Annotated in this window: 18 protein-coding genes and 1 tRNA gene; 2 read left to right on the forward strand and 17 right to left on the reverse strand. The window is 39.8% G+C overall.

All coding sequences use genetic code 11. The features are described from left to right. Positions 1–100: 100 nt before the first annotated feature. The 7 genes from HMPREF9449_RS14070 to HMPREF9449_RS14100 all read right to left on the reverse strand — a co-directional run bounded on the left by HMPREF9449_RS14070 (position 101) and on the right by HMPREF9449_RS14100 (position 7,558). Positions 101–694: a rhomboid family intramembrane serine protease gene (locus HMPREF9449_RS14070; protein ID WP_009137939.1), complete on the reverse strand. Its 594-nt coding sequence runs from the start codon at positions 692–694 to the stop codon at positions 101–103. 13 nt (positions 695–707) lie between these two features. Continuing rightward, complete coding sequence (locus HMPREF9449_RS14075; protein ID WP_009137940.1) at positions 708–992, reverse strand: YciI family protein; 285 nt, start codon at positions 990–992, stop codon at positions 708–710. Between the two features lie 122 nt (positions 993–1,114). After that, complete coding sequence (locus HMPREF9449_RS14080; protein ID WP_009137941.1) at positions 1,115–2,137, reverse strand: 1,9-bis(guanidino)-5-aza-nonane synthase; 1,023 nt, start codon at positions 2,135–2,137, stop codon at positions 1,115–1,117. A gap of 92 nt (positions 2,138–2,229) precedes the next feature. Beyond that, entirely contained in the window at positions 2,230–3,084 is an 855-nt protein-coding gene (gene speB / locus HMPREF9449_RS14085) for an agmatinase (RefSeq protein WP_009137942.1), read from the reverse strand. A 147-nt stretch (positions 3,085–3,231) separates the two neighbouring features. After that, on the reverse strand, positions 3,232–4,560 hold the full coding sequence (locus HMPREF9449_RS14090) for an amidohydrolase family protein (protein ID WP_009137943.1): 1,329 nt from the start codon (positions 4,558–4,560) through the stop codon (positions 3,232–3,234). A 51-nt stretch (positions 4,561–4,611) separates the two neighbouring features. Continuing rightward, positions 4,612–5,778 (reverse strand): M24 family metallopeptidase, encoded by a 1,167-nt coding sequence (locus HMPREF9449_RS14095; protein ID WP_009137944.1) that lies wholly within the window; start codon positions 5,776–5,778, stop codon positions 4,612–4,614. 79 nt (positions 5,779–5,857) lie between these two features. Further along, positions 5,858–7,558: a glycoside hydrolase family 13 protein gene (locus tag HMPREF9449_RS14100; protein ID WP_009137945.1), complete on the reverse strand. Its 1,701-nt coding sequence runs from the start codon at positions 7,556–7,558 to the stop codon at positions 5,858–5,860. Positions 7,559–7,690: 132 nt separating this feature from the next. Here HMPREF9449_RS14100 and HMPREF9449_RS14105 point away from each other — a divergent pair, with 132 nt between their 5' ends. Continuing rightward, positions 7,691–9,133, forward strand: a complete 1,443-nt coding sequence (locus tag HMPREF9449_RS14105; RefSeq protein ID WP_009137946.1) for an alpha-amylase — start codon at positions 7,691–7,693, stop codon at positions 9,131–9,133. A 65-nt stretch (positions 9,134–9,198) separates the two neighbouring features. Here HMPREF9449_RS14105 and HMPREF9449_RS14110 read toward each other — a convergent pair. The 9 genes from HMPREF9449_RS14110 to HMPREF9449_RS14150 form a co-directional block, all read right to left on the reverse strand. Beyond that, positions 9,199–9,273 (reverse strand) — tRNA-Val (locus HMPREF9449_RS14110). Positions 9,274–9,425: 152 nt separating this feature from the next. After that, a complete protein-coding gene (locus HMPREF9449_RS14115; protein ID WP_009137947.1) occupies positions 9,426–9,830 on the reverse strand; it encodes an acyl-CoA thioesterase in 405 nt (134 codons plus the stop codon). Between the two features lie 52 nt (positions 9,831–9,882). Continuing rightward, a complete protein-coding gene (locus HMPREF9449_RS14120) occupies positions 9,883–11,529 on the reverse strand; it encodes a Gfo/Idh/MocA family protein (RefSeq protein WP_009137948.1) in 1,647 nt (548 codons plus the stop codon). 1 nt (position 11,530) lies between these two features. Next, on the reverse strand, positions 11,531–12,025 hold the full coding sequence (locus HMPREF9449_RS14125) for a DoxX family membrane protein (RefSeq protein ID WP_009137949.1): 495 nt from the start codon (positions 12,023–12,025) through the stop codon (positions 11,531–11,533). 71 nt (positions 12,026–12,096) lie between these two features. Further along, positions 12,097–15,489, reverse strand: a complete 3,393-nt coding sequence (locus HMPREF9449_RS14130; protein WP_009137950.1) for a DUF1080 domain-containing protein — start codon at positions 15,487–15,489, stop codon at positions 12,097–12,099. Between the two features lie 18 nt (positions 15,490–15,507). Next, complete coding sequence (locus HMPREF9449_RS14135; protein ID WP_009137951.1) at positions 15,508–16,761, reverse strand: Gfo/Idh/MocA family oxidoreductase; 1,254 nt, start codon at positions 16,759–16,761, stop codon at positions 15,508–15,510. A 404-nt stretch (positions 16,762–17,165) separates the two neighbouring features. Beyond that, on the reverse strand, positions 17,166–18,725 hold the full coding sequence (locus tag HMPREF9449_RS14140; protein WP_187118607.1) for a BACON domain-containing protein: 1,560 nt from the start codon (positions 18,723–18,725) through the stop codon (positions 17,166–17,168). Between the two features lie 57 nt (positions 18,726–18,782). Then, on the reverse strand, positions 18,783–20,405 hold the full coding sequence (locus HMPREF9449_RS14145) for a hypothetical protein (RefSeq protein WP_009137953.1): 1,623 nt from the start codon (positions 20,403–20,405) through the stop codon (positions 18,783–18,785). 81 nt (positions 20,406–20,486) lie between these two features. Next, on the reverse strand, positions 20,487–20,903 hold the full coding sequence (locus HMPREF9449_RS14150) for a hypothetical protein (protein ID WP_009137954.1): 417 nt from the start codon (positions 20,901–20,903) through the stop codon (positions 20,487–20,489). A 262-nt stretch (positions 20,904–21,165) separates the two neighbouring features. Here HMPREF9449_RS14150 and HMPREF9449_RS14155 point away from each other — a divergent pair, with 262 nt between their 5' ends. Further along, positions 21,166–21,771, forward strand: coding sequence for a sigma-70 family RNA polymerase sigma factor (locus tag HMPREF9449_RS14155; RefSeq protein ID WP_009137955.1), 606 nt, complete (start codon positions 21,166–21,168; stop codon positions 21,769–21,771). A 36-nt stretch (positions 21,772–21,807) separates the two neighbouring features. Here HMPREF9449_RS14155 and HMPREF9449_RS14160 read toward each other — a convergent pair whose 3' ends face one another. Further along, positions 21,808–23,130 carry an alpha-amylase family glycosyl hydrolase gene (locus HMPREF9449_RS14160; RefSeq protein ID WP_009137956.1) on the reverse strand — a complete coding sequence of 441 codons (1,323 nt, stop codon included), beginning with the start codon at positions 23,128–23,130 and terminating at the stop codon, positions 21,808–21,810. Between the last annotated feature and the right edge of the window lie 49 nt (positions 23,131–23,179).

The raw sequence follows: 23,179 nt of genomic DNA on the forward strand, positions 1-23,179 counted from the left end.
CCTTAAGCATTTTGCTGAAGTGTATTGCTTTTCAATAAAAGACCTTCAGTAATCCCTTAAAATGCTTAAGGACTATTTTCTTTATAAGGCTTGAACAATACTAAAAATGATTCAGAAATACCTGAAACAAACGGGGTTCTAAAAATATAGGATAAATAAAACCGAACACGGCTCCATAAAAATGGGCATTATGGTTGATATGCCCCCCTCTCTGTTTTGCCATATACTGACAATAAACAAGATAAAGAACTCCAAACAAAATTCCAGGTATAGGCACTATAGCAAATAAAAGAATTTTATCCCACGGATTCAGGAAGATACAACTGAATAAAACAGCTGCTACAGCTCCGGAAGCCCCAATAGAAGAATAATAAGGTTCGTTCCGGTAACGAAATAAATCGTAAAGAGAGGCTACAATCATTCCTCCAAAATACAACCCCAAATAAGCCCATGCTCCAAAATCATTGTATCGGAAAACAGATTCTATATAAGTTCCAAAGGACCAATAAGTGAACATATTGACAAACAGATGTGTCATATCTGCATGGACAAATCCATGAGTAATCAGCCGATACCATTCTCCAGAATGGATCACTTTATAAGGATTCATCGACAATTTCCCAAGCAAAGCATGATTACTAAAACACATCAGAGAAATTACAACCGTCAATCCGATAATCACATAAGTTATCATAGTCTCATTGTCTTTACAGAAATTTCTCAAAACCTGCCGCATATTTCGTCAAGGAAATATCCAAAATCTCATAATCAGCAATTCCTTTAAAATAGAAAGGATCTTCTTTGATAATTGCTTTTACTTCCGCTTCATTCGAAGCATTGCATAGGATACATCCACCCGTACGCGGATTCCGGCGTCCGGAAAAAATAAATTTCTTCAAGGAATAATACTTATCCAAATAGGCCCGATGAGCCTCCAGATTTTTTTCCACCTCCTCCAGTGGCTTTTTATAATTCACTAAAAACAAATACATAGAATTCTCTTTAAAACTTAGAAAGTGAAGTCCATAAAGTCTTGTCGATATCTCCATTTTTGATCATGTCGAAAATACAGCAGACTTTATGGACCCTCAAAAATTCACTTCAGCCGGTGGTACTATTTCTTTTCGTACAATTTTACCCAATTTTTATATTCTCTGTTTTTCCATGCGTCGCTATGATATACATAACTAGCAATCAAGGGAATGACAGTAGTACCTTCTGCATATACCATCTGTTCGTAAGTTACATCCACTTTTCCCCATGAACAAGCTTCCTTCAAAGTAGAAGAAGAACAAGCTCCGTCCCGGACGTCAGCTACTGTAATCTGCACAGCATATTTGTGCATTGGAACCTCATGTCCCAAAATTTCAGCACATACGACGGTATCCTGTGCAAAATTTTTAGGGGTACCCCCTCCTATCATAAATAAACCGGTAGTAGGAGCATTCATTTTAATCATAGTCAATTCGATAAAATCCTTCACAGAATCGATAGAAACATGCTTTTCCGGATGTTCCCATTGATGTTTTCCAATACCAAATCCGGCACTACAGTCGGAAAAAGCCGGACAGAAAATAGGAACTCCGCATTCATAACAAGTCTGAATCAAACTGTCTTTCTTTACCGAATGTTGGGTCAGCCATTTCCCAATTTCCCAAATAAATTCGCGGGAAGAATAGGGACGGGGTTCCAAAGCATTTGCTATTTCATAAGTCGTATGATCACAAATCTGTAATTCTTCTTCATCGATAAAAGTATCATAAATACGATCGATATACAAATCTCTCAGTTGCATATCCGGAACGTCCTGACGACCTTTATAATGCTTGAATCCCAAAGCTTCGAACAAATCCATATCGATAATAGATGCTCCGGTTGCGACCACTACATCAATCATTTTATTACGGACCATATCCACATATACCTGCATACATCCGGCTGCACTTGTACTTCCGGCAATGGTAAGAATATTCGTACACTCTTTTTCCTTCACCATTTTCATTAAAATATCAGCTGCACGAGCTGTATCGCGTGAGGTGAATGACATATCGCGCATAGCGTCAATCAACTGGGTTGAGTCGTAAGACTTGATGTCGATGTGTTTAATCGTGTCTTTTAATAAATCTTTCTTTTCCATTTTTTAATATAAACATTGTAAGGTACAAATATGAGGACCCCACTGACTCAGTCAAATTCATTTATCATTTTTTCTCCTAAAAAATTTCTGTTTTACGCATGGTTGAATTTCATGCTCAGTAGCTGATAAATCAGTTTTGATGCCAGAAAATCCGGAGCTTTATTCATTTCATTGGGACAAAGTTCTACTATATCCAATCCAATAATATTATGTCTTTCGTTAATCAATTTTAAGAAGTTTATCACTTCCCGGTATGTCAGGCCATCGGGTTCCGGAGTACCGGTAGAAGGCATATAAGCAGGGTCGAATACATCCAAATCAATTGTAATATAAACATTATCATTTAATTTTTCAGAAACATTATACATCCACGTAGGAGATTCTTTAATTTCATGGGCATAAAAAATCCGATCCGGATCAATGTTGTGTTTTTCTTCTATACAAGAACTCCGGATCCCCACCTGAGCAACGGTAGCCATCTCTTTAGCCCGGGCCATAACGCAAGCATGGTTGTGATCGGAGCCTTCATAATTATCCCTCATATCCGAATGAGCATCTAACTGAAGTACAGAAAAATTTTCATAATGTTTTGCAAAAGCACGGATAGAGCCGATACTGACAGAATGTTCCCCGCCTAAGAGCACCGGAAATTTTTTATCCATTAAAATAGCATCTACCTGTTTTTCCACGGCATCTGACATGGCTTCCGGAGATTGATCTTCCGTTACAGCCTCTAAAGTAGCAATTCCCTGCGTATACACTTCAGAGTCTGTTTCAATGTCGTAAAGTTCCATGTTAGCCGAAGCTTCCAGAATGGCCTGCGGTCCTTTATCGGCTCCCTTCAACCACGTACTTGTACCGTCATACGGAACAGGTAATATAACTATCCTGGCATTTTCATAAGCCGTAAATTCATTATCTAATCCTCCGTAATTCAATTTTTCCATACTCAGCGTTTAAAAAGTTTAATAAAGAATCAGTCCCAATAGAGAGGTAAAGTTATGAAATTTCCCGAAATACTTATTCCTCTTTCCAATAAAAAACGTTGTAAAGTCAGATCGAAAAGCTGGATATAAACTTTTAATATAAATAACTTATCGTTTATCTGAATTTTTCATTCTTATCTTGGCAGCAATGCGGTTTACGCCTTCCACTGCTTCCTCTTTATTTACATGCAGTACAACTCTATCCCGCATAATCCATTCTCCCTCTACCATGGAAGAGCGGACGTTTTTACTATTCATAGCATATACGATAGCAGAATAAACATCATAAACCGGTACCATATTTGTAGCTTCGGCATGCACCACCAACAAATCTGCCCGTTTCCCTTTCTCCAAGGAACCCGTAATATCTCCTAAGCCCAGTGCCCGTGCTCCTTCAATAGTCGCCATCCTCAAAGCTGTTCTGGCATTTACTGCCTCCGGATTATAATGTACCACTTTAGCTAACAAAGCTGCAAAGCGCATTTCTTCTACCATATCCAAAGCATTATTACTGGCCGTCCCATCCGTTCCAAGCCCGACAGTAATTCCTGCTTTTATATAGGTATCTGTATCGGCAATCCCACTGGCAAGTTTCAAGTTACTTTTCGGACAATGCCCGACAGCAGTACCAGTTTTTGCCAGCAACTCCACTTCCTTCTCATTCAGCCATACACAATGAGCCGCTATCACATTTCGGTCCAACAGCCCGATAGTATAGAGATATTCTGCCGGAGACATACCTTTTTCCAACGTAATATCCTCTACTTCTTTACGTGTCTCAGCTAAATGAATCTGCAACAAAGTTGAATATTTATCTGCCAACTTCTTGGCCTCCTGCAATGTCTTTTGGGAACAAGTATAAGGAGCATGTACACAAACTGACGGATGAATGGAATGATCTCCTTCCCACTGACGGATTAACTTTTCAACCCGTTCGAACCCCTCCTTTACGGTCCGAAAACTGGCTGTAGGGAAATCAATCACCGATTCATTCATTACCCCCCTCAAACCTGCTCTTTTAGCCTCTTCCGCAATCACATCTTCAAAGAAATACATATCATTAAAACAAGTCGTTCCAGATTTTATCATTTCTAAAAATGCCAATCTGGAGGCGAGCCTCACATTTTCTGGAGTAACTAATTTCGCCTCTGCCGGAAAAATATATTTTGTCAGCCAAGTGTGTAACGGAAGATCATCTGCATATCCTCTCAACATCGTCATCGGGACGTGGGTGTGGGTATTTACAAAACCTGGCATCACCCACATGCCCTCAAGGTCGTAAGCTACCCCAGCACAATGCTCCTCACGTTCCCCTAATTCCTCCATCCTTCCTATCTCTGTTATTTTTCCTTTATCTATCCGGATATAACCTTTTTCTATCGTTTCCATCCTCTGGTTCATCGTCAATATCCGTGCATTATAAATCAACTTTTCCATAACCCATTTTTTTAACTTTGTAAAGATAAAGATAATGTGGCATATCTCCCTTTATTCCAAAGGAATAATCTCTTCCGGAAAACTGGTCAATTTTTTCAGTCCGGATTCTGTTACTAAAAAAGTATTCTCCACCCCGACAGCCCCCACAGAAGGAATGACAAATTTCGGCTCCAGCGCGAAGGTCATTCCCGGCTGAAGTATCTCTTTCGAACGGGGCGCCAGAACAGGCCATTCATTGATTTGCATTCCTACGCCATGCCCCACAAAACGGGCTTGTTGGCAAGTACCCATAAAATTAGCTTCCAGCCCCTCCTGCCGAACCCTTTCTTCTACTTTCCGGTAAATCTCCGCACAAGCCATTCCGGGACGAGCAATATCCATAATTTCCTGGTGAAGATAACGGGACACTTCATGAGCCCTGTAAGCTTCTGTTGGTAATTTTCCAACAGCATATACGCGGGTCATATCGGTCTGGTAAGCAGTATAATTACCAGCCATATCAATCATGACAGAAGTTCCTCTGTGAAGGGGAGTACCGTTTGCTCCCAACGGAGAAGAAGGGTGCATGCCAGCACCTCCCAAAGCAAAATCAAAAGGAGAAGGGACCTCTGCATTTTTTCCTGCCAACACACTTCCCATAAAGATTTCCATGTGATTTCCAAAAGTTCTGAAAAAACCGATTGAGCCGTTCCGGCGCATTCTGTATTCAATCTCATATTGTAATTCCAAATCGGTCATTCCCGGACGATAACATTCCGGGATTTGGCTGTAAACCAATACCTGTTTTTCAGCCGTATGTTGCATTTGTTGAATTTCCCAAGGCGATTTTATCATTCGCATCCGACATATCAAAGGGGTAATATTTCCGATTTTCCCAAGATTAAAAATATGTTGTAAACGAAGGTGTTCATTATAAGTCAATTCATCCCCTTCCAGTAAAAGCTTCTCCGGAGATTTTCCTCCCCGTTCCCGTAATAAATCCGGAATCTGTTCCGGTTTTCTAATAAAATGAACACTCTTACCGACAAAATTGGAAGGGCGTTTCACAAACATTTGCGGCTCCCCTTCCGTGGGTAGATAATAATAACCATTAAAAACACTTCCACACAAATAGTATAAATTCAGGGGCATTGTCAATAAACAACCTTCCATGCCTATCTCACCCATTTGTTTCTGTATTTTTCTGCGCCTTTCAATCAAATCCGTTTCCAGTAACATTTTCCTCATTTTTTTAGCGGCAAATATAAAGATAATGCTCCTATAACAAATCCCTTATTAAAGTGAAAAATATAGAGAATTAATCCGCTTCTTCCCATTTCCAGATATTAGCTTCATAAGGACGAAGTTTTATTCTCCTACAGACATTTTTCTCTTTCCTTTCTTCATAATTACTTAAAATCATCCGAGCTTTGCGAAGATCCATTCCGGGAGTTATATAGGCAGTCTTCGGAGAAAAATTCAGCGTAATCAAAAATTTTTCCCTTTCTTTTTCCCGTAGATAAGCATACACTTTTTTATTTGCCGGGTCTAACAGTACATATTTACCATAAATCAAAGTAGTATAACTTTGTCGTATTTTTACCAGTTTTCGAAAATAGTTTAAAACTGAAAGGGGGGCTTTTTCCTGAACTTCTACATTGACCTGACCATAATCCGGATTTACTTTTAACCAGGGTTTAACCGCACTGAAACCTGCATAAAGGGATTTATCCCATTGAAAAGGAGTCCGGGCATTATCCCGGGCAATTTGTTTTTGTTCCTCCAAAAAAGCCGATATATTTCCTCCTTTTTCTTCTATTTGTTTATAAAGGTTTTTGGTATTAATATCGTTATAATCTTCTATACATTTAAATTTTATATTACTCATTCCGATCTCATCCCCTGCATACCAATAAGGAGTTCCCCGCATTGTCAGCAAAAAAGTAGCCAACATTTTTGCTGAAATCTCCCGATATTCGGCACTATCATTTCCAAAACGGCTGAGCATACGGGGCTGATCGTGATTTCCCAAATAAATGGAAGGCCACCCCTTTCCTACGGCCTGATCCCATAGAGTAAACATCTTTTTTAAAGCAATCAAACTATAAGGTATACCCGTATAAGGAGAATCCGGCTTTGTAGTATTCCGTACCTGTGCAGGTCCAAATCCATACAGCATGTTTAATTCTTCCCGGTCCGGTTCCACGAACAGAGCCAATTGATCAGCCGTTTCCCCCGAACCTTCTCCTACCGTCATAATATCGTATTTACTCCATACGGTCCGGTTCATTTCATGCAAGTATTCATGCAAGCGAGGACCCTGTGCATAATATTCAAATATCCCCGGATACTGGGTCTGGTCGATTTCAGGGAAATCAATATCTTTTGAAATATAAGAAATCGAGTCCATACGAAATCCGTCTATTCCTTTCTCCAGCCAGAATTTCATCATTGCATACATTTCCTGGCGCACCTTCGGATTTTCCCAATTCAAATCCGGTTGCTTACGTGAAAAATAATGCAGATAATAAGATTTTGTGCGGGGATTGTAACGCCACGCATCACCCTTTTCATCAAAAAAGCTCAGGCGTAAAGGAGGACGTCCTTGTTCTACCGGCCACCAATGATAGTAAGAATAATACGCATTTGAACGGGAGGTACGGGCTTCCCTAAACCAAGGGTGTTCATCACTGCTATGATTGACAACCAGGTCTAAAACCAATCTCATGTTCCGCGCATGGATTTCTTTTAATAAAAGATCGAAATCTTCCATCGTTCCAAAATCGCCCATAATCTGCCGGTAATCACTAATATCATACCCATTATCATCATTGGGAGAAGCACATATCGGATTTAACCAGATTACATTTACACCCAAGCTTTTCACATAATCCAAACGGGAAATAATACCTCTCAGATCTCCTATTCCATCTTCATTACTGTCCTGAAAACTCCGGGGGTAAATTTGGTAGACAATGGCTTCTTTCCACCAAGCAGGTTTATTCTCTGATTGTTCCATATCAGAAAGTTCTGTTTTTACTTATTACGCCTCTGAAAAATATAAGTTTAATACCCGATGCTTTTTCTTTTTTAACCAAACTTAATTGTATTCTCTAACGTTTTATAAAAGAATTAAAAATACAAAAAAGCTATGAATAATGGAGTAATGATGCAATATTTCGAATGGAATTTACCAAACGATGGCCAGCTATGGAAGCAGTTAAAAGAGGATGCTGCCCATCTGCAACAAAAAGGTATAACAGCTGTATGGATACCTCCCGCCTACAAGGCCTCCCATCAAAACGACCAAGGATATAGCGCTTATGATCTCTACGATTTGGGAGAATTTGACCAGAAAGGAACGGTACGTACAAAATACGGCACACGGCAGGAATTGAAAGAAATGATAGAAGAACTCCATAGACATCAGATAAATGTTTATTTAGATGCCGTGATGAATCATAAAGCCGGAGCCGATTATACCGAAAAATTTATGACAAAAGAAGTCAATCCGGAACAAAGAGAGCAAGACATCAGCGAACCTTATGAAATTGAAGGTTGGACAGGTTTCAACTTTCCGGGCCGAGGAGACAAATATTCTTCTTTTAAGTGGCATTGGTATCATTTTTCAGGTACAGATTACAACGAAGCTAATCAAAAAAAAGCAATTTATGAAATCGTAAGTGACGGTAAATCCTGGAGTAAAAATGTGGATAGAGAAAACGGCAATTACGATTATCTGATGTTTGCAGATATCGATTTCGACCACCCGGAGGTAGTAAAAGAAATGATTCATTGGGGACTTTGGGTTTCCCGAGAATTACAACTCGACGGGATGCGTCTGGATGCCATTAAGCATATGAACGACCAATTTATTAAACATTTTCTGGAATCGATAAGGGCCAACCGAGGAAAGCAGTTTTATGCTGTAGGAGAATATTGGAAAAATGACAAGAGTTCGTTAGAGACCTATCTTTCGCATGTCGATTATAAAGTTGATTTATTCGATGTCCCCTTACACTTCAATTTATTTCAGGCTTCCCGGACAGGAAAAAATTACAATTTACAAAATCTTCTCAAAGATACTTTGGTAATGAATCATCCTGAATTAGCCGTCACTTTTATTGATAATCACGACTCTCAAAAAAACAGCTCTCTGGAATCACAAGTAAAAGATTGGTTTAAACCGCTGGCTTATGGTTTGATTTTATTGATGGAAAAAGGTTATCCGTGTATTTTCTATGGAGACTACTACGGAGTCTCCGGAAAAGCTTCTCCTCACCGGGTCATTTTGGACATCTTGCTAGAAACCCGACAGAAATATGCCTATGGAGAACAAAAGAATTATTTTGATCATCCCAATACAGTCGGGTTCGTAAGACTAGGAGACAATACTCACCCGGATTCCGGTCTGATCCTTTTGCTTTCCAATGGAGAAGACGGGGATAAGATAATGAATATCGGGAAAAAACACAAAGACGAAACTTGGCATGAAATCACAGGCAACCGTCCGGAAGAAATTAAAATCGATGAAAACGGAAATGGGCAATTTCTGGTATCCGGCGGGAAAATTGCCGTATGGGTCAAAAAATGAGAGCATCGTCCTGATACCGCATCCAAAAAATAAAAAGAGACCTTAAAAAAGTCTCTTTTTTCTAGTGGGCGCTGAGGGATTCGAACCCCCGACCCTCTGGGTGTAAACCAGATGCTCTGAACCAACTGAGCTAAGCGCCCGGGACATCTATCGGATGCGGGTACAAAAGTAGTGCTTTTTTCATTTCAACCAAAAAAATCTGCTTCTTTTTTTTAAAAATTTACATTCAATCGCGAGAAAAAGTTTAAATACGCATACAAAGTTGTGAAATGTACAACAGAATAAAAGTTTTCTATGTTAAATACGAAGCAAAAATCTTGTCAAACAAATCACCTCGCGTCAATCTTCCGTTTTCCACACAAACGGATTCCACTTTTCCTTTCGCACAAAGTTTATTATCCGGTAAACGATAAATATCCTGAAAAAAAATCAATTTCACTCCTGAACGAACGATATACAAACGTACGGCAAAACGATCTCCACTGGTTAACGAAACTTTATACTCAATCTCAACTTTTGCTACGACAGCATCTATTCCTTGTTGATGTAAATCTCCGAAATTGGCGCCACTTTTTTCCAAAAATTCATGCCGGGCATGCTCCATATAATGCTGGTAATTCGCATTGTTTACAATCCCTTGTAAATCGCATTCATAATCCCGGACTTTCATTTCCAATTCAAAAATATATGCTTTCATACTCTTTCGTATCGATTGCTCTGTCGGTACAAATTTACATAAATTTTCTACTCTACCCTCTGACGATTTCTTCCTTTTCTTTATCCCAATACATCGTACGGCCCTCCAAATAGGCCCGGGTCCCCATATGAGCGGTCATGGCTTCTTCAAAAGCCCTGTCTATATTGCAACTCGGAATCAAACCCTGCCGAATACATTCCAGCCATTCCCGGATATGTAAATAAGTAGTATTATAACGTTGACCGTTCACATAAGTATACAACAACCCTCTTTGTGCAAAATATAATTCGGTAGCTGATGTAATAGCATCTACATCGTCAGAACCCGGGATATAATTATAAAAAGGTACGTCCGGTTGTATAATGCCTTCTTCTATTTTCTTTTTGTAACGGGTAGAATCGCTATCTACTTTTATCGTAAGGGTATTCCCCAATTCCATACTGGCATCGTGTCCCATAATTACTTTTCCTCTTTGCCGGCTACTGGCTTGAGTGGCACTATAGAGTAGTGTCAAATTTTTATCCGGAAATTCAAAAGCTGTCTGTAATACATCCGGTACAGTCCGTCCGTCTTTAAAATAATAAATCCCTCCCGAGGAGGTAGCCGAATAGGGTATCCCCACTTCCATAATCTGATTGATCGCATCATATTCATGGGTCAATAAATCCCCACTCAATCCGGTACTGTAATCCCACCAGCATCTCCAGCGAAAAAAGCGCTCCAAACTAAATTTTTCATAAGGATCCGGCCCCATAAAGCGCTCCAGTTTATTCGCCTTCATATAAGCGTAATATTCTTTTAATCGTCTTTCATCCGGAACAAATTGGCTCCAGTCGATTGTTTGTGAATTAGCCGATGCGTCGATATCGTATACCCAAGCTCCGTTCGGATCATTCCGATTCGTACAAACTTCTATCAAGTTAACAGGCCCTAAATATCCCTTATCAATAATCTCTTTGGCTCGCACATAGCTGTCTGTCTGACGGCCTTGATGTCCCAACTGAAACACAATCCCGCTTTCCCGGACCGCATCCCGGACCGCATAGGTTTCCGGAACGGTCCAAGTCATCGGTTTTTCCAAATAAACATGTTTCCCCCTGCGTGCAGCTTCGATAGCCATTGTTCCATGCCAATGATCCGGAGTAGCAATAATGACAGCATCGATATCAGGATCTGAAAGTAAATCCAAATAATTCCGATAACGTTTTGGTAATTTACCCAATCTGCCATTGGCCCCTTCTTTACTACCATTGGCCGCCGCCCGCATAGCCGCCTCCGCATGCGTATCGAAAATATCACAAACAGCAGCAATCTCAATATTTAAGTCCTCCTGATTGCAAAACATCTCATAACGGGTATCTTTGGAATTTAAACGGGCCTCTTCCTTCAGCTTTTCAATATATTCAGGCTCCGCGAAACCACAGCTCCGTAACAATAATTTCCCCCGAATGCCAAAACCAATCATTCCTAAACGGAGTTTTTTCCCATCCCGCTGTATAGGTAAGATTTGTGGAGAATATCCTTCCAGTTTAAATACATCACTCACATTCCGGCGTACACGTTCCCGGTTTACTTTTTTATAAATACCATAAGCCATTGCTCCCAATAAAGGGACCGTAGCCAAAGATTTCAAAAAATCCCGCCTTCCTTCGTCCGGAGCGACTTTAAGTGGTTCCTCGCTCTGAGTTTCATCTACCATATCAATTCTTTTTCCAATATCTGTTCAACAATCTATCCAAGCCGATAATACCGGACGTGGGAAACGTCATCAGCAAACACAAAGCACAGATTTCAATTACATTTTTATCTACCCATAAATAAGAGCCTTCGGAAGGGAAAAGATATTCCGCTCCGATATAAGGAATATGGGATAAATAATAAAGTGCCAATAGAAAAATTCCACCAATCGCTCCAAAACGGGCAGCAATACCTAAAACGAGAGATAGGCCAACAAGAGTCAACCCTATTGGATTTAAGAAATCTACTACACCTAAAGATGTTGGATTGTCCGCTAAAGCATGAAAAAAATTCCCCAAGAACCCCTGTGCATCCATTAAATAACCATAAGATGTCCATTTGGGATTAAAAATTTTACTCAATCCTTCATACAAGAAATGCCACCCTATCAAAACGCGCAAAAGTACTAAAAAAAACAATTGTGCTTTCGTATATAAAATTTGCCTTCTTTGTTTCATAATTCATTTCATTTGTCCGGAAGTCCTTGCAGAACTTCCGGATGCAAATGTGCAAATGTTCAAATATTTTTCTATTTCAATTCTTTAACCCGAATATTTTTAAATTTCACAACCGATCCATGACCCAGGAATCCGATATGCCCTTTTTTATTAAACAATCCCGGATGTTCGCGTTTGTCCATCGTTCCGTTAAGAGTTGCCTCTTGAATATCTCCGTCCAAAATAACTTCACCGTTCAAAATAACTTTAATCCGGTTTCCTTTTGCGATGACCTCCTGATAATTCCACTCTCCTATAGGCTTCAGGAAACCTCTGCGGGCAGGAATAATTCCATATACGGACCCGTGATATTGATACTTTTTCAGATTTTTATAAATCGGATCCTCATTATCCAATATTTGAAGTTCCATACCGACATAAGCTGCATCTCCTTCGGTCGGAGTACGAATACCCAAACCGTTATTAGCACCAGGAGTCAACATAAATTCAAAACGGAATACAAAGTCTGAAAACTCCTCTTTGGTATATAAATTACCTCCACCTCTATTTTCAGGATAAAGTACGATACAACCGTTTTCTGCTACATAATCCTTCGTATTACCCGTCCAGTTGTGCATAGAAACTCCATTAAATAAAGCCCGGAAACCTTCTTTTGCTTCTTCGGACGACACCTCATAGGGTTCTACTCTCGGAATTTCCCTTACATAAATATCCCGATAAGCCACTTTGCTACCATGCGCCTGTAATTCGATTTGTTCCATAAACGGCACGGGTTGAGTTCTATCCCAATAATTTTCAAAAATGACATTGTCTACGACTTTAATCCCGTTCAACCAAACTGAAACCCGCTCCCCAATCATCCGAATAAAGAAACTATTCCATTCGCCCAAGGAGTTATCGGCCACTTGCAGGGGATTCCGCAAATTCGTTTCATTATTGTATAAACCTCCGGAACCGACCTGGGCCCCGACATCCCGGCGAGCAGTATCCCAAATTTGCACTTGCGGAGTACCACGCAAATAAATACCGGCATCGGCTTCTTTGCCTTCCGGATAAAGTTTCCAATCGATATACATCTCAAAATCCCCGTATTTCTTATCAGTACAAAGATTATCTCCTTTCCCATTGAATACAAGCATACCCTCTTCTACACTCCAAGATTCCCTCATCAATTTATCTGCCTTTTTTTGTTCAGCAGCCAAACGGGTAGCAGACATCTTCGTCCGGGTTATAGGGTTTCCAACTAAACCTTTCCAACCGGTCAGATCTTTTCCATTGAAAATACTTACAAATCCTTCTCCTTCTGGTAACTCAGCCAAATGTTTCCGAATCGCCTGTTTTTGGTAGTCGCTATCCGTTCCGCTCAATACTTCCAAAACACGGTTCAACAAACGACTGACTTCTTCCCCATAATATGCCTTGTTTGCTAAAGCAATATTCATTACGGCCTGACAAGCGGTCTGTTGTAAATCATTATCCTCCAGATATTTTCCTGCAACAATTAACCCCAAGAATGTACCGGTTTTCTGGATTTGTTCCAGCACTATCTTTTTCTGCGAAGTAGTCTGAGCAATCTCCAGAGCTTTTCGCAAAAGCAATAACTTCTGTTCACCCGTCAAAACAGCTCCGGCGATTTTTGCGACATAAGCATTAAAAGCCGGATCGAAATATTTTTCCTTTTCATTATTCTTACAAATTTCATACAAAGCATCTGTCACTTCAAATCCCGGCCACAAAAGTAAAGCTTTAAAAGCTTGCTGCTGTGTCTCTGCGTTTCCCTCTGCAAACCCTTGTTGGATCACTTCAAATGCAGCAGGATCTCCTGTAGCCGCCAGAATACTAAAATATCGGTCCCGGCTATTCCCTGTCTCTTTTTTCATCTGTGCAGCAGCTGAAGCATAACGCTCGGCATCCGGAAGAGTATTCAAAGCTGAAATAATAGCTTGCTGAACAGCTTCCACCTCTGTAGCAGATACATTTTTCAACAACTCATACAATTGAGGTAAGTTTTCTGCTGTAACGACTTCTCTCAAAACGCCAAGAGCAGTTTCTTTTACTTCGGGAGCAGCATTTACAGCAAGCTCCAGAACAGCTTTTGCATACCGATCACACTTCCGGCTACCGATTAACTGCAAAATCGTTTTTTGCCCTTCTGTAGAAGCCTTGGAAAACAAATTCATCAAAGGAGTTGCAATATCTCCCTCCATAGATTTCAATACACAAGCTGCATTTTCCAACTGGTTTTTCTCCCCGGAAGCAACTAAACCGGCTAAACAAGCAATAGCCTCATCTCCTCCGATACGGGCAACAGCAATTATAGCACTTCGGCTTACTTCCGAGTCTGTACTTTTCACATAAGGTATAATTTCCTCTAAAGAAGCCGCTATCCTATTTTTCCCCAACCAATTGATAATATCCATCTGGGTCTCGGCATCTGCCTTTTTCAGTTTTCCGGCAATTGCCCGACTCAAATCAGCATCTTTATATTCCTCTGCATACAGCAAAGCAGCATTCCGATACTCCCGTTCAGGATCGTTCAAAGCTTTTACGATCAATTTTGCCCGGTTTTTATCGTCTGTCTTCAATAAAATTTGTAAGGCAGCAATCCGGGTAGCCACCTGGTTTTCCTTTAAAGCATTTTTATACAAATCAGAAGCAGCCTTATTCGTAATCTTCTTCTCTCCACCCTCTGCCAATTTATTCAATAAGAAGATATAGGCTTCATTTCCACTCTTCCGGTCCAAAGAATAATTAGCTTCCCGAGCGGCTTTAGTCAGAACAGGCAAAGATTTTGCACTTCCGCAACGACTCAGAGCAAAATACCATACCTCTGTATCTTCCGCCGGAAATTTTCCTTCTTGCGCCAATAAAGCATCTTCAGCCTCCGAAGAAGCAATTTCCCCCAAAGCATTCATGACATTCTTCTTTAAATCAGGCTTTACCTGCATCAATGCTTTTATTAAAGCTTCCACTGCTTTTTCACTTTTTACCTTCGCTAAGCCTCGGGCCCCGTTATCGGAAAGAGAAGCATTATTTAAAAAAGAAGCGAACAGTCCGACGGAAGCATCGTCTCCCACCATTCCCAATAAATTCATATAAAATGCTTTCGATTCGGGCTTACTCAATTTTTCAATGGCTTTTATATACACTTGTTGCAAATCTTTCCGCAACACCGGATCCTGTAAAGAAGTAGCATACACAGTAATACTGTTTAAGGCAAAATCCAACCTTACCCGGGCCTCTCCTGTAGAAGTCTCCCGCATATCAATCAATTCGCTCAAACCAGCCTGTCCTGTTGAAGCAATATCTGCCATTGCTTGATTCAACACCTTCTCTTTTTCCGCCGGAAGAACAGCTAAGGCGTCGGCCAACTTCGTCGCCACAGTCCGGTTTACATCCAGTTGTCCGTAAGCCAGACCACTCAATACGAATAAGAAAAATAATACGATCTGTAACTTTTTCATAGATTTATTCTTTTATAATTAAATATTCCAGGGAGCCCTCATCGGCTGATTCACCAAGAGATTAGCGGCATCATCATTTATAAACAATTGCTTTACCGGATCGAAGTGCAATGTCCGGTTTAAGCGAAGGGCCGCTACGCCCATATTGACAATCGTAGAAGAACGATGTCCATTCATTTCATTTAAAGCAAATTTCTGCCGGTTTTTAATACATTCCATAAAGTCCGTATGCTGGGGTTCCGGATCCGGGAATCCGGCTAATTTCTTTTCCCAATCGGGAATGTCGCATACAAAATTTTTGTACACATTTCCTTTCGGTCCGGCAATATAAGGTGTCCCAGGATTACCGAAATCGTCCCCCCATAATACAATCTGACACCCATCTTCATACGTATAAGTGATGGAACGCCATGTCCCGGCAGCATCGTAATGTTGCTGAGGAGCATCGACCTCTACCTTTACCGGGCTTGTCTCATCTTTTCCCAGGATATACTGCACCGGATCGATATAATGCTGGCCCATATCTCCCAGTCCACCGCCGTCATAATCCCAATAGCCTCTGAAAGTCTGATGAACCCGATGTGCATTATAAGGTTTGTAAGGAGCCGGACCTAACCAAAAGTCATAATCCAATTCGGCCGGAATCGGTTGAGTTTCTAACTTTTCTTTTCCCACCCAATAAAACTTCCAGTCAAATCCTGTGTGTTTACTAATCGTCACCTTCAAAGGCCATCCCAACATACCGCTTTGAACCAACTTTTTCAAAGGCTTTACAGGACTTCCCAAACCGTAGAAAGAATCCTTAAACCGGAACCAGGTATTTAGCCTGAAAATACGTCCGTAATGATTCATGGCTTCTACGACTCTCTTCCCTTCCCCTATCGTTCGGGTCATCGGTTTTTCACACCAAATGTCTTTTCCCGCCTTCGCAGCTTCTATTGCCATTATAGCATGCCAATGAGGCGGTGTAGCAATATGCACAATATCTACATTTTTATCTAAAATCAGATCTCTGAAATCATGGTATTGAGCGACCTTATCCGGCACCAAACTAGCGGCCTGCTGAAGATGGTTTTTGTCTACATCACAGATAGCCACTAAACGGGTATTGCCATAATTAATATGGCCACGCCCCATAGCCCCAACACCTATGATACCTTTAGTAAGTTGATCACTGGGAGCAACATACCCTCGCCCTAATACATGACGAGGCACAACAGTGATAGCTGCCAAACTAGCCACTGTCTTTAAAAATTCTCTTCGAGTTGTCATATAGGTTTAAATTAAAATGTCGTATTTCTAATGCAAACAAAGCACCACTAACCCCTATGCAGAAAAGTTCACTACCCTTTTCTATTTAAAACCTCGTTTCTCGACTGTACACTCCTCAAAATATAAAAATACTTTTCTTACCCCTGTTATATCCAGATTACACCCTTGTATTTCGAATAGAAAAATTGACTTTTTTCATCACCACCGCTTCAAATTTGCAGTCGTAAAGATAAAAAAAAATCAAAAAGATCAAAATAACCTTTTGTACTCAAAAAAGAAGATAGCAATCTTTTTTAATAACCCGACGTTTCTATTTTTATATTATTATATATCAATATTTTGCAAAAAAAGGTCGCCTGATTTTAGGCGACCTTATCTTTCAAAAAGTCAAGAATAAACACGGATTAAAGCCAAGCAGGAAAATTAGTTTGGATTTCTGCATAATCCGTCAGAGAAATACAACCTGAAAAACAACCTCTCGTATTGGTAGGGGCTGTAAATTCAGCATGATCCGCTCTTTCATATAAATGTACTTTCACTCCATTCATCAGTGTATAAGGGGACTCCCCGGTCAGGTTAGAGCATTTACCAAAAGTATTACTAAAATCCGTCACCCCTTTACAGCTGTCAAACAAATCTACGGGAACCGTCGTCAGAGAAGTACAATTAAAAAATGTCTGTCCAAAAGAAGTAGCGCTTACACATCCGTCAAAAATATCTTCTCCCACGGATTCTAAAGATTCACATTTCCAAAAACACCGGAAAAAACGGGTAGCTTCGCTACAATTGGCAAAAAGACGATCCGGAACAGCCTCTAAAGAAGTACAGGAAGAAAAACATTCATAAAATTCTGTCACTTTCGGAGCATTTTCAAAAAGTCCTTCCGGAAGGTTCTTTAAAGAAGTACAACTGTAGAATGTACTGTAAACAGTTGTCAACTCACTAAAAGCATCCTTTTCCGGAACTGCTAGATATTCTAAATTTACACATTTATAAAAACCATACTTTAAAGAAGTCAAGCCTAATCTTCCCCATTGTTTAACCGCTTTTACGCAAGTTTTTAGCTTGTCATCGAAATAATTTCCGTCATTTGCCCTCATATTCGACACCTGTCCTAGAATAGAAACCTCGTATACTCCGGCTTGCTCATAAGTGTGCCGCGGAAAACTGGAAATCACCCGCTCCGGACGAGTCCCATCTCCCCAATCTATTGTACAACTCACCGTTCCTTCAAAAGGTAAGGCTCCCACATTTTCAGTCGTTGCTCCTACTTCCAATACAATGATCATATTATCTCCTGCAGTACTTTGGGTAACCACTATATTTTCCGAAACTATATTTTCCCCTTCGCCCGCAACAACGGTAACCCAAGCCTCCAATAGATTTATCGTCCTATTTTCAGCCAAAGAAATAGTAAATTTACCTGCCTCTTTATCGATAGCGACCTGACACCACTCCCGATTAGACAAAACAGTCCACTCGGTTTGATTGGTCTCCACGCTCACTTCATAAATCCCCCCCTCATTCGTAAACGCAACAGTATCCTGAGCCGGGTTTATACTTAAAGTCGCGGCTCCTGCTGCTTCCTGTGTCACTTCTAATGTAACCACACTCCGACTATCTCCGTCACCGGCATAAATTGTAACCGTCTCCGAACGCAATGCCGTCGTGGTATTTTCTTCAGCTGATAAAATCAATTTATCTCCCTCTTTCTGATAATTACACCATCCTTCTTCTCCTGAAACTACCGTCCAATTTTCCCCATCAGTCAAAACACGAATCTCCACATTGCCCCCCGCAGCCAAAAACTGTACTGTCCCGGAGTTACCCTCTGGATGCACAGTAACTTCCGGATTCTCCGAACTTATTTTTAAAGAAGTCATTGCTATTTTATCTTCATCATCCGAACAAGCCAAAAAGGCAAAAGCAAGAAGACCTATTCCTATAGAAATCAGTTTTTTCATAATCATTCCTTTAAACATTTCAAAATCTAAAATCGTCATTAACAAATAATTCCAGTATTAACGCAAAAAAGTTATACGCTCGATCTCATCAGCTGTTAATATCTCAGAAATTTTCGCTGCCCCCAACGTATCAAACTGAACTGGCAGAATTTTATTTTCGCTGGAATTACGAATAGCATAAAATGCTTCTTTATTTTTTTCAAAAGCAAAGGGTTGTGAAGCCTCAGATTGTCCTTCAACTTTTTCCAAGGTAGGCAGATAAGCAAAAGACCAGTTGGAAAATAATGTATAACTGGAACCATTCGCCGTCCCGATCACTCCCATATATTCATAATTCACGTCTATAAGATCACCGGTCTCGGAATCTGTTACCTGACCTTTCACCCCCTTAACTGTAAGTTTTCCGTAATCCTCCGTCCAGGAAAGTTCAATTTCTTTTCCTGCAGATAAAAGATATCCGGTATGAGGATCATAGAGCGTAATAAACAAGACATATTGTTTCAAGCCGGCAGTAACCATAGCTACAGGATTTTCTGTGGGATCCGTGGAAATAACCAACTTATCAGACTTTGCATCCATTAAAAAACCGCAATACATATCCCAGAATCCGCTTCCGTAAAAAAGGCGATTTTTATTATCTCCCATTAGCTTTCCGGTATAATCAGGAGCTGCTCCGCCGAACTCCCATGCTTTTGAATCTTTATTATACACCAGCCAGTCTGTGGCCTGAATTTGCCAGGTCCCGGAAAGATTTGTATATAAATTATAAGAAGCCTCTTCGCCTGGGAAATCAAGTTTACCCTGATAACCAAAATTCAAAGTTTTTCCGTCTTCACTTGTTAAAGTTCCTTTCAGTTGTACGAAAACATTCTCATAAGCAACTGAAAATGTACCGGAAACAATAGGATGCAGACCTTCTTTATCCTTCCAGTAACTCAACGTTTCGGCATCCCCAGGCCGGAATGTACCAGCAACGGTAGCCCCCTTTTCTCCTGCAGCATAGTTTCCTGCAGCAGGCAATGGATGCTGAGAATCGGCAGCAAGCTGATCAAAAAAGACTAAACCGAGTGTATATTCTTTTGAATCGTCTGTCAATTCCAAACGATACGCTCCGATTTCTCCATCCTGTACTGTTTGATATCGTGCATCCGAAACAAAAGTAAACCCTATTTTATCAGATACGGCCTGATAACGGAATTGCAAAGCAGCTTGAAAAGAAAACTGAAGTACAGCACCTTTTTCTGAAAGAAATTCTCCTGTAACATGACAAATATTTTCTTTGATAGCAATCGTAAAATCACCAGATTTTACAAGGTATTTAATCCCTTCAGCTGTCCAATAAGTCGCATTTCCTCCCAGATTGTAATGTCCGGCAGTATGACTTCCGGTTGACGCTGCAGGGGAATAATTCCCGGCTTCCGGAAATGCAGCATTCACATCCTCAGACAAAGAACTTTCAAAATCCAATTGAAGCATAATGTCATCTGTCTGCATACGAATTACATAATTACCACTGCCCGCATTATATCTATCTCCTTGATAAAAGGCAACCGAAACCTGCTCAAAAGTGACATTGAAAACCGGGAGATCCGATTTATTCTTCGAATCATCATCGTCTGAACACGCACCCCAAGCAAGTAATGCAAAAACAGACATTTCAAAAATTTTAAAGATTTTCATACTATTGTTTTTTAGGTTGAATTAAAATATAATATAAATCCGTTAGTTATTTAACACCTGTTCTGTAGAAAAAGGACAAGACTAATCCAAAGAGAGAGCTCCAGGTTTTTGCTTTCTCACGAAATCACCAGGCTTCTCCTCTCCTATTCCCGATAACTTTTTTCTTCTTGGATAAAATTTTAAAAGAGAAAATAATAATGCAGATAAAGATAACTTACACCTAAGAGAACGGCTGTAATCCTTCTTCCCCTCTCTATCCCTTAAACAACATGCTCTACGATACCGGATTGTATTTTCCACTTTTTTCCACGACCGCTCTATATCTATCTCTTTATACAAACGATAACGGGTATTCAATTTATCCTCACCAATCAGTTTTTCATATAGCTTTTCCGGAATTTCCCTTTGTACTGCCCAACAGCTAAAAGATCCGTCCTCTTCATTTTTTAATTCTTCCAGCGATTCCCGGATCATTTTGCAGATCTCTCCGTCTTCCATTTTATTCAAATTTTTCCCAATTTATACCATTCACCATTTTTTATTTCTACCGATTTCTTATCCCTAGTATCCTCTCCCTACTTATTTCAAGAACAAATATTCCCATCTTTTTATAAAGACACCTATTTTGATAAAACGTGCAAAAAAAGAAGTATTTTCTTCAAAATATTGTAATTTTGAACGTCTTTATAAACCAAAATCAAAATGAAATGAACGATAAAAATTATCACAAACAGACATAATTTTATTGATTTATTGGTTTATGACACAAGCTCCATCCAATGCTAAAGACAAGGTAGAGCAAACAGACAATTATCTCCTGCAATTGATCCGTCAGGGGGATTGCATGTCTTTTACTACCCTTTTTAAAAAGTATTATAAAGTGTTAGTCCTTTTTGCTCATTCTTTCGTCAAAGACAAAGACGTTGCTGAAGATCTGGTACAAAGTTTTTTCTGTAAATTATGGGAAGATCGGTTAACGATGGCTAAAATAACAAATTGTAAAAATTATTTTTACATCGCTATCCGCAATCGCTGCCATAATTATATCCGAAACAACAAACTGATTCCTGTTCCTTTTCCGGATAATCTCACAGAAGATAATTTACTGAATACCATTATAGAAGAGGAAATTTCTGTCAAACTCATTGAAAAGATACAGTTACTTCCCGAGAAATGCAGAAATATCATGCTTATGAAGATTCAAGGTATGGATAATAAAACAATCGCTGCCACTCTTCATATCCGGGAAGAAACAGTCCGTTCTCAAATCCATAGAGGGAAGGAAATTTTAAAAAACCACTTCCAAATGGCTTATCCGGCACTGTGGATTGTCCCTTCTTTTTTGGAATCTATTTTCTTTTTTTAAACTAAAAAGCTTGGAATAGACGATAGAAAAATTGTATTAAAAAGCATAAGGGGAAAATTGTTTCACATATACTTTATAAGCAAAGGGAGATAAGATAAGGTGATGAAGGTTTTCCGTTTTTTCATTTTCAAAATACTCTAAAAATGAACCCGATAAAACGCTCTCTAAATGTAGTTCCTGATTTTCTGCCGAAAAATTTAAAACGACAATGATGTGATTTTCTGCTTTATATCTTTCAAAAACAAAAATTTCTTTTTCATTTGAGTGAGGGATAATATGAAAACAGCCCGGGTCATTCCCGGTCAACAAAGCGGGATTTTGGTGTTTCAGTTCATTTAACTTCCGGTAAAATAGTGATAATTCGGGATTTTCTTCCCACTCTACCACGTCTTTTTCAAAAAAAGACAGGCGTTTATTTAAACAAACTTCTTGCCCGGTATATACCAAAGGCATCCCCGGAACCGTATACATCAAAACAGCATAAACACGGAAAGCTTCCCCCAAACGTTCTGTAATATACCCCTGCCAGGAATTTTCGTCATGATTATCAATGAAATTCAAAATAATCGTATTCCGGCTATAAAGTGTTTCTACTTTATGAAAATAACCGGGCAGAGCAGTTCCATCTTTTTTATGTTGTGCGATATCATTCATCAAATGATGTAAATCCCAACCATAACAGGCATCGAAAGCTTTCTCCGTTAATAGGGGTTCCCAAGCTTCGGCCAGCATAAATACAGGTTTCACTTTTTCCAATGCTTCCCGAGCTTCTTCCCAAAAATCGACAGGGACCAATGCAGCCATATCACAACGATATCCGTCTATCTCTGTTTCCCGCACCCAAAAAAGCAAACTTTCAATCATATAATCCCTCAAATCCCGGTTGTTATAATCCAATCCGGCGACATCACTCCAATCTTCTACAGGGCTTACAATTTCTCCCTCCTTTTGAATATACCAATCTGGATGTTCTTCAATCAAAGGGTTATCCCAACCCGTATGATTTGCCACCCAATCCAAAATCACTTTAAACCCCGCCCTATGTGCTTGCTTGACTAAATTTTTAAAATCCTCCAACGTTCCATAATCCGGATTTACTTGCCGATAGTTCTGAACCGCATAATAACTTCCCAAAGTCCCCTTTTTATTTTTTCGAGAAATAGGCGTAATCGGCATAAACCACAAAATATTTATCCCTAATTCCTTCAAGCGCGGTAAATGAGATATAAAAGCATTAAACGTACCCTCCGGAGTGTATTGCCGGATATTTATTTCGTACATAGAAGCATTTCCTGCCCAATCTACGGCTTCCCACTTTTTCCCGTGTTTTCTTTCCGTTTTATATCCCCTTTTTTCCATCGTCACTGAATAAATAAAACCTACAAACTTTACCGATATTCCCTCTCCT

It is taken from the genome of Odoribacter laneus YIT 12061, from assembly GCF_000243215.1.
GTDB classification, from domain to species: Bacteria; Bacteroidota; Bacteroidia; order Bacteroidales; family Marinifilaceae; genus Culturomica; species Culturomica lanea.